General features: G+C 67.9%; 16 protein-coding genes. 8 read left to right on the plus strand and 8 right to left on the minus strand.

The features are described from left to right. Nucleotides 1-125: 125 nt before the first annotated feature. From LQ757_RS18750 to LQ757_RS19555, 5 genes are all read right to left on the minus strand, one after another. The gene (locus LQ757_RS18750; RefSeq protein ID WP_231048812.1) at nt 126-1,628 is read right to left on the minus strand and encodes an SCO6880 family protein; all 1,503 of its coding nucleotides are present in this window, start codon (nt 1,626-1,628) and stop codon (nt 126-128) included. Beyond that, nucleotides 1,615-3,147, minus strand: coding sequence for a TrbL/VirB6 family protein (locus LQ757_RS18755; protein ID WP_231048813.1), 1,533 nt, complete (start codon nt 3,145-3,147; stop codon nt 1,615-1,617). Before LQ757_RS18755 ends, LQ757_RS18750 begins: the two co-directional genes overlap by 14 nt. Before the next feature lie 36 nt (nt 3,148-3,183). After that, complete coding sequence (locus LQ757_RS18760) at nt 3,184-3,831, minus strand: DUF8175 domain-containg protein (RefSeq protein ID WP_231048814.1); 648 nt, start codon at nt 3,829-3,831, stop codon at nt 3,184-3,186. Nucleotides 3,832-3,917: 86 nt separating this feature from the next. Continuing rightward, a complete protein-coding gene (locus LQ757_RS18765; protein WP_231048815.1) occupies nt 3,918-4,202 on the minus strand; it encodes a hypothetical protein in 285 nt (94 codons plus the stop codon). A 39-nt stretch (nt 4,203-4,241) separates the two neighbouring features. Then, complete coding sequence (locus tag LQ757_RS19555) at nt 4,242-4,838, minus strand: DUF6668 family protein (protein WP_372459682.1); 597 nt, start codon at nt 4,836-4,838, stop codon at nt 4,242-4,244. Between the two features lie 143 nt (nt 4,839-4,981). Here LQ757_RS19555 and LQ757_RS18770 point away from each other — a divergent pair, with 143 nt between their 5' ends. From LQ757_RS18770 to LQ757_RS18795, 6 genes are all read left to right on the plus strand, one after another. Beyond that, nucleotides 4,982-5,233, plus strand: a complete 252-nt coding sequence (locus tag LQ757_RS18770) for a helix-turn-helix domain-containing protein (RefSeq protein WP_231048816.1) — start codon at nt 4,982-4,984, stop codon at nt 5,231-5,233. Beyond that, nucleotides 5,233-5,790: a hypothetical protein gene (locus LQ757_RS18775; RefSeq protein WP_231048817.1), complete on the plus strand. Its 558-nt coding sequence runs from the start codon at nt 5,233-5,235 to the stop codon at nt 5,788-5,790. Before LQ757_RS18770 ends, LQ757_RS18775 begins: the two co-directional genes overlap by 1 nt. A gap of 3 nt (nt 5,791-5,793) precedes the next feature. After that, entirely contained in the window at nt 5,794-6,846 is a 1,053-nt protein-coding gene (locus LQ757_RS18780; RefSeq protein WP_231048818.1) for a M23 family metallopeptidase, read from the plus strand. A 13-nt stretch (nt 6,847-6,859) separates the two neighbouring features. After that, on the plus strand, nt 6,860-7,810 hold the full coding sequence (locus LQ757_RS18785; protein ID WP_231048819.1) for an FHA domain-containing protein: 951 nt from the start codon (nt 6,860-6,862) through the stop codon (nt 7,808-7,810). A 107-nt stretch (nt 7,811-7,917) separates the two neighbouring features. Then, the gene (locus tag LQ757_RS18790) at nt 7,918-8,109 is read left to right on the plus strand and encodes a hypothetical protein (RefSeq protein ID WP_231048820.1); all 192 of its coding nucleotides are present in this window, start codon (nt 7,918-7,920) and stop codon (nt 8,107-8,109) included. Between the two features lie 977 nt (nt 8,110-9,086). Continuing rightward, nucleotides 9,087-9,656, plus strand: coding sequence for a hypothetical protein (locus tag LQ757_RS18795; protein ID WP_231048821.1), 570 nt, complete (start codon nt 9,087-9,089; stop codon nt 9,654-9,656). Between the two features lie 182 nt (nt 9,657-9,838). Here the strand turns inward: LQ757_RS18795 and LQ757_RS18800 are convergent, their stop codons facing one another. Then, nucleotides 9,839-10,273 carry a hypothetical protein gene (locus LQ757_RS18800; protein WP_231048822.1) on the minus strand — a complete coding sequence of 145 codons (435 nt, stop codon included), beginning with the start codon at nt 10,271-10,273 and terminating at the stop codon, nt 9,839-9,841. After that, a complete protein-coding gene (locus tag LQ757_RS18805; protein ID WP_255681791.1) occupies nt 10,273-10,941 on the minus strand; it encodes a ParA family protein in 669 nt (222 codons plus the stop codon). The genes LQ757_RS18800 and LQ757_RS18805 overlap by 1 nt, the downstream gene beginning before the upstream one ends. Before the next feature lie 402 nt (nt 10,942-11,343). Between LQ757_RS18805 and LQ757_RS19280 the strand changes: the two genes are divergently transcribed. Next, nucleotides 11,344-11,469, plus strand: a complete 126-nt coding sequence (locus tag LQ757_RS19280; RefSeq protein ID WP_255681792.1) for a hypothetical protein — start codon at nt 11,344-11,346, stop codon at nt 11,467-11,469. A 248-nt stretch (nt 11,470-11,717) separates the two neighbouring features. On the opposite strand, the gene LQ757_RS18810 is transcribed toward LQ757_RS19280, so the two are convergent. Next, on the minus strand, nt 11,718-12,431 hold the full coding sequence (locus LQ757_RS18810) for an SOS response-associated peptidase (protein WP_231048823.1): 714 nt from the start codon (nt 12,429-12,431) through the stop codon (nt 11,718-11,720). Nucleotides 12,432-12,796: 365 nt separating this feature from the next. Between LQ757_RS18810 and LQ757_RS18815 the strand changes: the two genes are divergently transcribed. Next, nucleotides 12,797-13,708: a helix-turn-helix domain-containing protein gene (locus tag LQ757_RS18815; RefSeq protein WP_231048824.1), complete on the plus strand. Its 912-nt coding sequence runs from the start codon at nt 12,797-12,799 to the stop codon at nt 13,706-13,708. Nucleotides 13,709-13,724 lie beyond the last annotated feature (16 nt).

Below are 13,724 nucleotides of genomic sequence, written 5' to 3' on the forward strand. Positions count from 1 at the left end.
GGTGCTGGCGCCGCGGCCGGCGCCTGACCAGCCACGGCTGCCGGGAGTGACCGGAGTCACGTCCTTCTGCTGAGGCGTGACGCCACGGTTGCCGTGCTTCGCTTTCTTGCCCATCGTCGTCGTCCTTACTTGGTCGCGGAAGGGATGGCCAGGTGCTTGGAGAGCACGAGGCCGAGAGGGAGGGCGGCGGCGAACGCCGAGTCCTGCGAGCCGTAGACCGGCCGCAGACGGATGCGAGCGGTGGGGCCGAGGTTCGCGATCGCCGCGCGAGCTCGAGGGAGCATTTCGAGGTCGGTGACCGTCGCGGTGACCAGCATCCCGAAGTTCACGAGTCCGGCGCCGCGCGCCTCCTCGGCGGCGGTCGCCCGCGCCTGCGCAAGCGAAAGGGAGTCGCGGGCCATGCCGCGACGACTCCCCGACGTCGCCATGAAGCTGGCCGCGTTCACGTCCGCGTCGACCATGCCCGCGGCGCGGGCGGCGTCGATCGGCTTGTAGAGCAGGGTCACACGCTTGCGGGCGATGTCCGAGTGCGGGGCGATCAGTCGAGACAGGACGCTCGACTGGACCGTTCCGCGAGGAGCCTGGGTCATCGCGTAGGTGACCGAATACGCCGAGTCGTGGCGGTAGCCATCCCAGTCCGCCTGAGCGGCAGTCGGGCCGACGTCGACCCAGCGCTCTTCGGGGATCTCGCCCTGCGAACGTGCTTGGTCGTACCAGACCGAGGCATCCGGGTCGTAGGCGACTCGGATGAACTCGCACAGCTCCTGCGCGGCGACGGGGCGGGCTGCGCCAGCCCCCGTCGACTGCAGCGAGGAGGTCATGCCCGGAATGCGGGCCGCGAGGTTCAGGCCCATCTCGTGCGGAGTGAGCGGCTTCGCGCCCTGATGCGGCACAGCCGAGAACGTGATGGTGACGTAGGCCTTCATCGTGGACGACCCAGCCGGGTACGTTGCCACGGTCTCCTGCAGCATCGCCCGGGCGAACGCCGGGGCGTTCGGGTCGATGTTGCCAGCGACCTCCATCTGCAGGCGTGTGCCCGAGTCAGGTGCAGTCTCGATCGTGACGGCACCGGCCTCGACGCCGGGCTCGTCGCCGAGGTTGGCGAGCCAGTGGCCCCACTGAGCGACCCATGCGTCGATCTGCTCCTGGTCGACGAGCGCCGAGCCGTCGGGCTCAGTAGCGAGCACGACGGTGTACGTCTTCGCCCACGGGGCGTAGACGAGAGCAAACGGCCGGTTGTACGAATCGAGGTGTTCGCTGAGCTTGGTACCCGCGGCGATGCCGGGGAGCTGGGTGGTTCCCCAGTCCGTGCGCCCGAGAGGGCCGCTGCGGTACAGGTTCGCGCCGCTCGATCGCGCGGCGTGGAAGCCGGCGCGGGCACCCGCTCGCTGGATCGCGTTGCGGCCGTCGGCGTCTCGGACGGTCGTCAAGGCGATCGCGAGTGCGAGCACCGCCAGGCCGATCACTGCGGCCCAGATGCCGAGGGCGAACGTGAGAATGACGATGAAGACGAGTGCTCCGAAGAGCGCCATCGTGCCCGTCTGGCCGAGGCCCAAGAGTCCGGGCGACTTCGGTTCACGCCAGTTGCCGTACGTGCGCGGCTCCCGGTGCGTGTCAGCGGCTACCATCTGCAATTCCTTCCCCAGTTGACTGCTCGCCGAGGCCGCGCGCTGCGTTCGCAGCCGCCTGCCCGGCGCCCTTTGCTACGTCCATAGCCGCGCCTGCTGCGGCGCCCCACGGGCCTGCAGCGGCTCCCGCTGCTGCGCCACCGCCTGCAGCGGCTCCCGCTCCGGCTCCTGCGCCGGCTCCCGCGCCGGCACCGGCTCCCGCTCCGGCTCCACCAGTCGGCGCAGCGGCCGGCGATGAGGTCGCGGCGCTCGAGCTGGAGCCAGTCGGACCTTCCGGCCCGCTCTTGCCCGCCGATCCGCTTCCGCCGCCGCCGAAGCCGCCGCCCGTGCCCATCTTTCCGAGCGCCGCGGCGCCGGTCGGGAGGGCTGCCATCGCGGCCCCGGCCATCGCTGCCCCACCGGCACCTGCTGCCATCGCCCCGACGAGCGGGGTGACGAAGCGCAGCAGGGCGGGCATCGCGAAGAGCGCGATGACCATGAGCATCAGGCCAGTGAGTACCGCCAGCAGGCCGGTGCCGTCGTCTTGCCAGATGTCGGCACCGACGAGCTGGAATGCTGCGGCGTAGACGATCGCCGCGGCCGGCTTGTAGAGGATGAACGCGATCAGCCACGCGACGCACTTCTTGAACCAGCTCCTGCCCATCTCCGTGTTCGTTGCAGAGGCCGCAACGGGGAGGATTCCCGTGAGGAGGACGAGCATCCCGCCACGGGCAACCATGAGCACGATCTGGAACGCCGTCGCGAGGATCGCGATCAGCCCCAGGATGATGATTAGCAGTGAGCCGAGCCCGCCCGTCGCGGGGTTGGTGGTCAGCGCGAGCAGCGTCGCGATGTTCTGACCGAAGCAGGTGCCATCATCCTCTGCGATGTTGCACTGGAGAGAGCCCTCCAGAATCCAGAACGAGAACGCATCTGCCGCGGCGACGAGGACGCTCACGATCGTCACGCCGCTACCGGCCACGACGATCAGCGTGATCAGGCTCTTGAGCAGCTCCTTACCGGGCTCCGCTCGCTGCTCCCAGATCAGCCGGATCGCGCCGACGATCACGGACACCCCAGCGAGCACCAGCATGTACCACCACAGCGACGACTGCAGGAAGAGCACCGTTCCCCCTGCACCCTGCGGCCCTTGCGGAAGGAGCTGGCCGACGAGGCCGAATCCCGCACCCAGCAGGATGATGCCGGTGATGATCCAGCCGGTCTTGCCGAGCGTGACCATGCCGTCACCGCGGCCCATTCGGAACATCATGTGGATCGCAAGACCGATCACCGCGAGGACTGCGACGGCGTAGCCGATCCACATCATCCAGCCCATCGCTTCGGCGATACCAGCGGATCCGGGAGGGGGCGAGCCTGCCGCGATCGCGGTCGACTCGGACCCTGAACCACGGAGGTCAGGCGTGCCGATGTTCACCCACATCGTGCCGAGCGTCGCGACGCTCTGGCCGAATGCTTCGAGCACCGCATTCGCAAAGTTCGCGATCGCATCACCGATCGTGCTCTTTGCGAATTCCTCCATCCCGCACTTGAAGTCGAGAACACCGCACGCCATGACTCACGCTCCCCAGTTGATGTATCCGGCGACGTCGGGGACGGTTGCCATGTCCAGCGGCGTCTGTGTGTCCGCGCTGAGCTTCCAGTCCCCGTCCTGCCAGACGAGTTCGTACACGGCCGAGAGCGTCACGGCGGTGCCGTTTGCGCTCCCCTTGACCGCAAGATCAATCCGCGCCGTTGCGCCGTCGTAGGCGAGAACGCGGAAGCCGGCGATGTCGATGCGGGTGCCCGCATCACCGCTCGGCGTGCCGAGCTGGGTGAGCAGTTCATCGCGGTACTGGCCCTGCCCGAGTGCCTGCTCAGCCCATTCGGTGCCCGTGCCACCATCGCTGCCCTGGGCGATCGCGTTGGCTGCCATGAACAGGGCGCCGGTCGGCGAGTGTTCGAAGCACGATCGGATGCCCGTGCTCGAGGTGACGCCGGGGCCGGCCGTCGAGGAGGTCGGGTAGGCCGTCGTCCCTTGGAATGCCCATTCGGCTTCCGGCGCGCTCGAGAGCGTGCCGGACAGCTCGATGCTGCCGATTCCGCACACGCTCTCGTCCGCGGCGTCGGCCGTCGCGGTGGGCGGGGTCGAAGGCGACGCCACCGGCTCGTCCATCGAGCCGTTGCCCGCCGCGGTGGTGATCGCCAGCACGACGCCGGCGATCACCAGGACCCCGACGACGACGGCAGCGATGATGAAGCCAGGCCGGCCCCATACGCTCCGCTCGTTGTCTTGAGTAGCCATGGGTTTGGTCAGCCCCCCATGAGGAGGCCGACGAGACCCGTCGACGCCGCGATCACGATGACAGCGAGGATCGGTCGCCCGATCCGCATGAGGGCGTCCTGCATGCCCTCGCCGCGGTTCGTGGCGAACATGATCATGATCGCGCCGATGATCAGTGCAGCGATCGCGGCGAAGAAGCCGACCCACTTGAGCCAGCCCATGATCGTGATGAGCCCGTCAGTGCCGGGCGGCTGCACCGGCGCCGGGTCAGGCAGGTCTGCGGCGAGGGTGATGAGGGAGTGAATGACCTCCATCAGGTTTCCTTTCGGTAGGCGGCGCCAAGCGGCACCGGGTTATCGGAGATTTGCGCGGAGGTCGTCAACAAGCTGTCGAACGTCGCGCGGAGCGTCGGGGAGACTGAACGAGCCTCCCAGACGCCACGACTCAATCCAGGGAACCGTCCACAACCGGGGCACTCCCCCGCCGACAAGCTGCACGAGCTCGCGCAGCGGCTTCGGAAGCCTCCCCGGCGCGTCAGCCACGACGACGAGGCCGAGCACATCTGCGAACGGGACCATCCCGGCCGCCCACTGCTGCGCCGCAGCCTGGGCGGATCGCAGGCCGCTCACATTCGAGCGACACACGAGCACGACCCTCGAGCGGAGGGTCGAGCTGGGCACCTGCGGCCACCCGTGGCTGGCCGCAGCCCATCCGGGCACGAGGCCCGCGAGAGAGGTCTCGCCGGCCCCGCCGTGGGTACCCACCCACCACAGCTCCGATGACATCGGGTGCTGAAGGGTCGGGAGCTGATCGACGCGATCAGGCACGGGAATCCCGTGCTGCGGTGCGATCGGTCCTGAAAGCGTAGGGACATCTGGACTGGGGTTCTGAGTTTCAGGGGCGGGCGTGAACGCCGGCCGGGAAACCCAAGGGTTCATCGGGTCGGTCATGACTGCATCCCCTCAATAATGAGTGACGTCCTAGAAATACGCGGCTGTTGACTTCCGCATCCACCAGGGAGGTACATAATGCTAAATCGTACTATATCTTTCGATATTTCACTACAGCCTAGAAATAGTTATACAATGTCGCCATGTGGATCAGTGGGAGGCCTCTCGTGACGTCACACCTTGACGCCCTCTTTGAAGGCCTGCCCGAGACGCTCACCCCTGGTGAGGTCGCAGACGTTCTGAGGATGACGAAGCCAGCCGTCTACAAATGGCTCAGCGCGGGAACCATCCCCGGCTACAAGCTCGGCGGCTCGTGGTTCGTCGTCCGCGACGAGCTGAAAGCCTCACTCGAGCAGGGCTCGAACCAGCCACAGACAGACACGAGAGAAGGCTGATGAAGGCGCAGAGCACCCTTTGTGTCGCGGCCGCGCTCGTCGCGGTCGGCGCCCTGTCGGCGTGCGCGTCTACTCCTGGCGGCTCCCCCGCCTCGAGTTCACCGCCCGCGCCGAGCAGCGCCGCGGTCCTGCCGACAGACCTCGATAAGTTCGCCACCCCCGTCCCAGACGGCACGATCGATGCCGACACCGGCGAGGAAGTCGTGCAGGAGGCTGTCGCGACGTGGACCGACGCTGACCGCGCCTCTGTTCGGGATGCTGCCGAGACAGTCATGGCTGCCTTCGCACGTCCAGACATGGCGCAGGAGGCTTGGTGGTCCGAGCTCGCGCCGATGCTGAGCCAGCAGGCCACCCAGGACTACGCCTACGTTCAGCCGGCCGCGGTGCCCGCTCGCAAGGTCACAGGCTCCGCGGAACTGGTGGACGACACGAGCGCGTATGTGGCCACCGTGGCCGTCCCCACGGACGTCGGGACGTACACCGTGATCCTCAGCCGCACGACCGGCTCTGAGCCGTGGAAAGCCGAGCGCATCACTCCGCCTGAAGGGATCAACTGACGAATGGACAAGAAAGCAGGCGGCTGGATCGCGATCGCTGCAGTGCCCGTCGTGGTGTTCACCACGGCCTTCAGCATCCTGCTTTTTGGTTCGGCCGCATCCGCGACCTGCAACCCCGAGAGCGGCCCGTCGTCGAGCGTAAGCATCGACCCGAAGGCCGTTCCTGACACGACGATCTCGGGCTACGGCCACGAACAGCTCGTCAACGCCGCGTACATCATTCAGGCCGGGAAAGACCTCGGCCTGAGCGTGCGCGACCAGACCATCGGCGTTATGACGTCGATGGGCGAATCGTCCCTCATCGTGCTCGATCGCGGCGATTCCGCTGGCCCAGACAGCCGCGGGCTCTTCCAGCAGCGCGGGAACGGCGCGTGGGGCTCGTATGACGACCGCATGAACCCGTACATCAGCTCGACGAACTTCTTCAAGAAGCTCGCGACGATCGAGGATCGCGACTCGCTCGCGCCGACGATCGTCGCGCACCGCGTGCAGGTGAACGCCGACCCCTACCACTACGAGAAGTTCTGGGACTCGGCTGTCGCCGTCGTCGAAGGCCTCTCAGGCATTGACACCGGCCTCCAGGGCGGCAACGGCAACAAAGTCTGCTCGAACGGGGCGCTCCTGCCCGGCGAGGTCAGCGCGTCCGGCTGGGCGATGCCCGGCACGGGGCCGATCACCGATCCATTCGGCATGCGTCTTCACCCGACCGAAGGCGTTTGGCGACTCCACCGCGGCACCGACCTGCAGGCCGGCGGCTGCGATGGCCCAATCTGGGCCGCGCAGGATGGCGTCGTCAGCCGAGTCGGATTCGATTCCGCTGGGAACGGCACCATCACCGTCGACCACGGCGGCGGCGTGCAGACTTCGTACCTGCACATGTACGGGTCGGGATTCCTCGTGCGAGCCGGAGACAAGGTAGAGGCCGGGCAGCAGATCGCCCGCACCGGATCCAGCGGGCAATCCACCGGCTGCCACCTGCACTTCGTAGTCAACATCAACGGCAACGCCGTCGACCCCGTGCCCTTCATGGCCGAGGTCGGCGTGAAGCTTGGATAGAAGGGGACATCCAATGACTGAGCACGTTTCCGACTGGCCGCGCGTGAGCGCGGTCGTGCACCCGGATGCCACGGGGGAACTCACGACCAACGGCATCAGCCGGGCCTGTGCAGCGGAATCAATCGACGCGCTGCGCGTCGGCATGATCGCAGACGTCGCAGCACTCGCGGCCACCATGCGCCGCCCCGTCCGGATGGACGTGGTTGAGGGCCCTGCCAATTGGCGTCTCGCCGTCCGCCCGAACGGCGTCGTGCACGAAGTCGCCGCTGACGGCACGATCCCGCCAACTGACGGCCTACTCGTCCAGCAGGGATACTGCCGCGCCTGCCGGCAGCCCCAGCCCGTCACTGCGACGAGCTGCGGCGCATGTGGCGCCGAGGCCCCCTTGCGCGTCGTCGTCGCGCCGCACACCGTTCATGTCGCCCAGGTACCCGTGCTCGGCGGGCAGGCCATCACGGCCGCCGCGATCGTCGCAGAGGCGAGCACCGAACTCCCCGTCGCTCCCCCGCGTCTGCGGGCGCCGCTGGCGCAGCTCGAAACCGTCGCCATCGCACCGGGCCTCACGCCCCGAGAAGCGATCAAGGCGCAGGCGGCAGCACGGATCGTCCCGATCCAGCCGCTGCCCACTCCGATCCGCGATGCTGCGCCGCGCCTTCGAGTCCGCGTCGGCGAGGACCAGGAGCGCATCGTGCCTGCATCGATCGCGCTCGGCAGGAATCCTCGAGTCGAAGATGAACGGACTCCCGTCGTGATCGAAAGCCCGGAGCAGACGCTCTCGCGCACGCACGCGCTCGTCGACGTCGACGAGGCCGGCCAGATCGTCGTCACCGACAACAACGCCGCCAACGGCGTCATCATCCAGGGGACGGGCGCCGCGCTCGAACCCGGCACCCCGACGGTGATCGCCGAGGGGGAAGCGCTCCTAATGGGCGACGTCACGCTCACGATCGAGATTGCCGCTTAGCGATCGTCGTACGGCGGCGGCGTGTCGGAGGGTCTTAACCCTATGGTCAGGGTTAAGTGTTCCCTATGACACCGCGACGATTGCCACGAGGAACACGGGTTGACCCCGTGACGCTCGGCTACGACGTCGAGCGTTCGAACAAGGACCAGTGGAAGCGCATTGCCGATCATGTCGGCATGTCGCCCTCTGCGCTCTTCGACCTCATGGTCGAGAACCTTCAGCTCGACGAGCGCGGATATCCGGTCTGGCTTCCTGAGAAGCCGGCCGCTGACGGGGAGCTGCCTATCGACACGGCTTAACGAGAGAGGCCCCGCCGTGGCGGGGCCTGAAGCTCATTGCCTGATCTGACTGAAGTTTGGCGACTGACTCAGATCGAGGCGATTCCCGAAGAAGAACCGGCATGGAGCCGGGGCTTTTCCGTGCCTACTCACTGGGAGGAGGTGCGTTCATCGTACCTCAGAAGGACGTCGTTCCGACGTTAGGGCTACACGACGCGCCGAGAGCGCGCACCGTCCTAAAGGCGCATTCTGACGACTCAGCGACCCGCCCGGCATGGCTTGTACCGGCCGAATGGGTCACTGAGCTCGTCGCCGAGCAGCACGCGAAGCGGCCCTACAACGGCCCTCGAGCGACGACCGTGCGCTTCCGGCGTCGGTCGTGGGCGCCGGAAGCCACGCCCGGCTCTCAGGAGGCCCCTGTGTGGCGTTACCGCCTCGCCTGGGTGACTCTGCTGGCTTGGGCGATCGCGTCGCCTGAAGGCCGCGCACAGCTCCGCTGGACGCAGCCCGGAGGCCGGCCCGAGAGCATCAGCCCGAAGACTTTCCTCGCAGCCGCCAAGGAGGCCGCGAGCTACGCCGACTATGACACCGGCCGGAACGTCACTGTGGGCCGCGCACGGCTCGGCCTCGCGGTCGCGCGCAGCGAACGCACGATGACACGGTTCTGGCGCGCCGTGAACGCGCTCGGCTTCGCCCGCACGCGCGTCGAGGGCCGTTACCTCACGGTCGGCGAGCGTGCGGCGGCCTATCGCCGGCACGGGAACAGGCAGCTTCGCATGGCTTCGCAGCGCGACCTGGTGGCCCCGCGAAATCTTCGCTTTGTCCACCTACCCTCCGAAGGAGGGTTAAGAGCGCCAGAGGCGTTTTCGAAGGGATCTAAACACCAGCGCGCAAGCGCGCAAGAACGAGCGTCCGCTCCGCGGCCGCACAGCCCTGACAGCGGGTTGCAAAATTCGAGGGGTACGTCAAGACGTGGGCGGGTCATTTGGGGCCGCCAGATGTTCGAGTTCGCTCGCGCCGTGCGCGATCGACTTCCCTGGCTGCACCAGGTGCATCCCTCGAGCGTCGCCCGCGTGCTCGAGCAGGCCGACGTGGACCCCGCGCGCTGGGAGGCCGGCGACCTCACCCGTCGCCTTGAGCAGGAGCTGCGCTTCCGCGCGAACGCTGCGAAGTTCGGGCAGCGCCCCGAGGCGGCGCCGCGTGCGTACCGGTTCATGAACCCGTCCGAGGTCGGCGACCCGCTCGGCTACACCCGGTGGTTGCTGGCCGAGTACATCGACCCCGCCGAGCCGACGCTCACCGAGGATCGCGCTCTGTATCGCGCGGAGCAGGCCGAGCGCGCCGCAGCGCAGCTCGCGCTCGTCGACGACCGCATCGCCGCAGAACCCGCCGTGCCACGGCGGCCGCGCGCACTGCAGCTCGAGGCCGAGCGCGCCGAGCGTGATGCCGAGCGTGCCGCGGCTGCGCGCGCGGCCGAGCTCACGCCCGAGGAGTTCAGCCGACTGCGCGCTGAAAGCGATCGCGAGATCGCAGAGGCAGCACGACGCAAGCGCCGCGGCGAAGGCTGAGCCCTCGCACTCCCCCGGTCGTGCGCCCACAGGTGGACGGCTGACGGAGCACCCGCCCACCTGGGGACGACGACATGGTGACTCCCCCGCCCCCAATGGGCACAGCCCGGCATCGCCGGGGCCGGCCTGCACCCAGTGGGGACGTCGAAGACATCTACTCTCGCCGCGGCACCGAAGCGCCGCTACTTGTCTGTAACTCTGGAAGTTACAGACTCACGGATCTGAGCTTCGGTGTTGCCCTGCAGCTCGTCTGCGTGCTCGAGCAGCGCGTCGACGGCCACGCGAATGATCGTGTTCGCGGTGATGCGCGTCTTCTCGCTGGGATCCTTCGCGCGCTGCAGCCGCTTGGCGAGCTGGTCGAGTTCGACCTGCTGGTCAGGCCGGAGCCACGTCTCCTTGCGCTCGTAGTCCTCGGCCACCGCGCCGGAGCGCGGTGCCTGCGCCGAGCGCGGCTGCTTCTTGACGCCGGGCTTCCGGGGTGCAGCGGCTGGCGCCGCAGGCGCGGCCGCGACGGGAGCCGGGGCCGTGGCGACGGCCGGAGTCGGCTCGGCGTCGGCCGGCGCGGACTTCATGTCGTCGACGCGACGGGTCAGCAGCCCCAGGTCTTTGCGTGCCATTACCTGCTCCCTGTCTTGGCCGGGTGGTTCGCCCAGAGCGACACGAGCTCGAACGCGACGGCGTTGTAGTCGAAGATCGCGTTGCGGTTGGCGCGAGTGTCCGGGTAGTTGGTCACGACGTCGCCGCGGCCCGGCGCGTCCTTGTGGGTCTTGTAGTAGCGGATGACCTGCTGGAAGCGGGGCAGTTCCAGGCCCTCGTCGACGAGGCGCTGCCAGTCCTCGAGTTCGCCGGCGTTGCGCATGTCGATCTTGCTGAGCAGGATTCGGTATGGGAGGCCGCGGGGCTCGATGTGCTGGCGGACGGTACGGACGATCGGCTGCACGGCGAGGTCTTCGGGTGCCAGGGGCACGACGACGAAATCGGCGACGTCGAGCACAGCGGCGAGGATCGCCTCGGCCTCGAGGTTTCCGGGGGTGTCGACGAGCACGACGTCGTACTGGTCCTCGAGCTCGCGCAGGTTGGCGAGGTTCGAGGCGTCGACGCTGGCGGTGAAGTCGAACGGCAGCCGCTCCCCCGCGTTCTCGGCCCACCAGGTCGTTGACTCCTGCGGGTCGACGTCGATGACGAGCACGCGGTTCGCGTTCTTCGCGAGCACGGCGGCGAGATTCACCGTCGTGGTGGTCTTGCCGATGCCGCCCTTTTGGCCGACGAGTGCAACGATCCTCATACTTCGATCCAATCTGTGAGTTCGAGATTTACAGAGTTACAGAGTCGGCGAGTCGAGAATCCTGTAAGTCTCGATGTTCCAGAGTCTGTAAGTCTGTGACTATGTAAGCCTGTAAGTCTGGAATTTCCAGAGTTCCAAACATTGTGAGTTACAGACTGACAGACTCTGTGAGTTCCAGAAAGTTCGGGTCGCGAGCATGGCGCGGGAACGTGGCTGGCCATGCTTAGGCTCGTCATATGCGCGTGACCGGGGCCATTCGACCGACCCAGACGACCAAGATTGAGGCGGCCGGTAGCGATCGTAGAGCGGCCTACGAGGCCCTCGCCCCCGTATGTGCCGCCCGGCCACGAGCTCGTGCAGGCGCACTTCTCGATGAAGGCCGGCGTGACTACGGCAACGGGCATGATCCGATCTGATCGCGTCGAGCAAATCGAGGCCGAGGGCCCAAGCTACGAGGCGGCGAACGCAGCGCTGCAGGCGCTCGTGCCCGAGGGTTACGTGCTGCTCGCCTGCTACATCGCGGGCTGAGGTCCGTTCACGCTACGCCTGTGGACAGTCGGCGACGGCCCTCGAATGAGCCGCGTAGCGTCGTCGCATGGGTGAGGTTCTGCAGTTGCCAGTCGAGTTCTGCGAGGCGTGGTTCACCACCGAACCGCAGCTACACAGCTGGGAACCGCTCCCACAGGTACTGACGGGTGAGCGCCGGGCGGGACTCGCCGAGGCGCCGAACCTCGAGCGCCTCGGCGCCGGTCGGCCGAGTGACGCCTTGACGGAGTTCATGCGTCGGCCGGCTCGATGAGGGCCGGGCCGTCCTGCCCGACCTTGAACGGACGCACGCTGTAGACGGCGAGCTGTTCCGCGATCGGGAGTGCGGCCTTCACAGCGTCGTCGACCATCGCCTGATCGCCGACGAGGGACGGGTCGAGCCACCAGTCCCAGAGTTCGCGGGGGAGTGGCACCGGGGATCGGTCGTGGATGCCCACGAGCTCGTCGACGGCATCGGAGGTGAGGATGGTCGCAGTGAGCGTCCATCGGGTGTCGTCGTCATCGGGCTTTGAACGGTCGAGCCACCACGAATAGAGGCCGGCGACGCCGAGCGTTTCGCCGTCGGGGTGGTGGATGAAGTGCGGCATCTTGGCGCCCTTCTCTCCGGTCCACTCGGACCAGCCGTCCATCGGCACGATGGCGCGGTGCGACTTGAGCGGGCCGCGCCAGGTGTTCTTCTCGGCGATGCCTTCGGAGCGGGCGTTGAACGTCGGGAACTTGAGCTTGAGCTCCTTGCTCCAACCGGGCACGAGCCCCCAACGAGCAGGTTCGAGGCGTCGGCCGAACGTCTCCGAGTCTGGGAGCTTCGCTTCCACGAGCACGGGGATCGTCGCCGTGGGCGGGATGTTGAACGACGGTTGCCAGCTCGAAAAGTCTCCCTCGAGCGCGCCGACCGCGGCCGCGAGGTCCGCGGGCCGCTCCTTGAGCGTGAATCGACCGCACATGGTGCGAGGCTACTCGGTCGCTAGTTGGCCGCCCGTGGCCGACCGCGTGGCCGACGACGGCCCTCAATCCCCTCGAGGTCATCGGCCGACCACACCGCACCGCCGTTGAGCTCGCCTGCAGGCGACGGGAGCCAGTCCGCGCCACGAAGCTTCGCGTTCCGGAGGGAGGCCGGCGTAATGCCTAGGCGCGCTGCCAACCGGCCGACGTCGTAAAGACCGGCCGGGCCGGGGCCGGGATCGGCCCCAGCGGCCGATGGGCCGGCCGATTCCTGGTCGTTCGTGGTCACACCCTCAGCTTACAGGTGCGCTCCCGCATCATTTCTGATAAATTAGTGCGCATCCGCACTAATTCAGGAGGCAGCACGATGAGCCGCATCAGCAACTTCTTCCGCATCGGCCGCCCGGCCGCCGAGTCGACCACCACCTCGGCCGCCGACCCGGACGGAGCGGAGGCGGAGCAGGAGTACGAGACCTACTCGCGCTGGCCGCTGTTCCCGCTCTACATCGGCGCCTACGTCGCCATCTGGGGCGGCTGGGTGTCCCTCGGCCGCATGAGCGGCTTCGGCCCGACCGAGATGCTCCCCGGCATCCTGCCCTGGACTCTCGACCTCTCCATCGTTCTCCCGCTCGGACTCGAGGCCTACGCCGCCTTCTCCCTCGGCGTGTGGCTGACCCGCAAGCAGATCGCCCCCTCGGCGCGCCGGTTCGCGCGCTGGTCGTCGCTCGCCGGCCTCGGGCTCGGCATCGCGGGCCAGGTCACCTACCACTCGCTCGTCGGGCTCGGATACGAGGCCGCGCCTCTCTGGGTCGTCATGGTCGTCGCCGCGGTTCCCGTTCTCACGCTCGCCGCCGCAAGCACCCTCACCCACGAGCTCGGCACCGGCACCAAGCGCGCCATGGCCGAGCGGGGGAGCGGCCGACCGGCCGCCGCCGACGAGCAGTCGCCCGACACGGCGGTCGTCGACGACGCTCTCACCATGTTCGGGGACGCGACGGCCACCGAGCCGACCGCCTCTGTCGAGGCGACCGGCCACAAGCGGCCGGTCTCTGACGAGGAGCGGCGCCAGATCATCGCGGCCGCTGAAGCGGCCACCGAGGCAACCGGCCGCTACTCCGAGCGCGCGATCGCACGGGAGTTCGGCCGCTCCCGCGACACCGTAAACCGGATCATCGCCGAGGCGAAGGAAGCGGCCGACGAACCGACGGCGGCCATCGTTCCGACCATCGACCGGCCGGACGCCGAGGCGGCCGACACGGCTCCGGCCCTCGCGGCATAGCCCAGTGGTCGAAGGT

This window comes from Agromyces cavernae, assembly GCF_021044935.1.
Classification (GTDB): domain Bacteria; phylum Actinomycetota; class Actinomycetes; order Actinomycetales; family Microbacteriaceae; genus Agromyces; species Agromyces cavernae.

Excerpts from the sequence above, each read along its gene's own strand:
- LQ757_RS18750 (WP_231048812.1), bottom strand. The coding sequence starts at position 1,628 with ATGGTAGCCGCTGACACGCACCGGGAGCCGCGCACGTACGGCAACTGG.
- LQ757_RS18755 (WP_231048813.1), bottom strand. The coding sequence starts at position 3,147 with ATGGAGGAATTCGCAAAGAGCACGATCGGTGATGCGATCGCGAACTTT.
- LQ757_RS18765 (WP_231048815.1), bottom strand. The coding sequence starts at position 4,202 with ATGGAGGTCATTCACTCCCTCATCACCCTCGCCGCAGACCTGCCTGAC.
- LQ757_RS19555 (WP_372459682.1), bottom strand. The coding sequence starts at position 4,838 with ATGACCGACCCGATGAACCCTTGGGTTTCCCGGCCGGCGTTCACGCCC.
- LQ757_RS18770 (WP_231048816.1), top strand. The coding sequence starts at position 4,982 with ATGTGGATCAGTGGGAGGCCTCTCGTGACGTCACACCTTGACGCCCTC.
- LQ757_RS18775 (WP_231048817.1), top strand. The coding sequence starts at position 5,233 with ATGAAGGCGCAGAGCACCCTTTGTGTCGCGGCCGCGCTCGTCGCGGTC.
- LQ757_RS18780 (WP_231048818.1), top strand. The coding sequence starts at position 5,794 with ATGGACAAGAAAGCAGGCGGCTGGATCGCGATCGCTGCAGTGCCCGTC.
- LQ757_RS18785 (WP_231048819.1), top strand. The coding sequence starts at position 6,860 with ATGACTGAGCACGTTTCCGACTGGCCGCGCGTGAGCGCGGTCGTGCAC.
- LQ757_RS18795 (WP_231048821.1), top strand. The coding sequence starts at position 9,087 with ATGTTCGAGTTCGCTCGCGCCGTGCGCGATCGACTTCCCTGGCTGCAC.
- LQ757_RS18800 (WP_231048822.1), bottom strand. The coding sequence starts at position 10,273 with ATGGCACGCAAAGACCTGGGGCTGCTGACCCGTCGCGTCGACGACATG.
- LQ757_RS18805 (WP_255681791.1), bottom strand. The coding sequence starts at position 10,941 with ATGAGGATCGTTGCACTCGTCGGCCAAAAGGGCGGCATCGGCAAGACC.
- LQ757_RS19280 (WP_255681792.1), top strand. The coding sequence starts at position 11,344 with ATGATCCGATCTGATCGCGTCGAGCAAATCGAGGCCGAGGGCCCAAGC.
- LQ757_RS18810 (WP_231048823.1), bottom strand. The coding sequence starts at position 12,431 with ATGTGCGGTCGATTCACGCTCAAGGAGCGGCCCGCGGACCTCGCGGCC.
- LQ757_RS18815 (WP_231048824.1), top strand. The coding sequence starts at position 12,797 with ATGAGCCGCATCAGCAACTTCTTCCGCATCGGCCGCCCGGCCGCCGAG.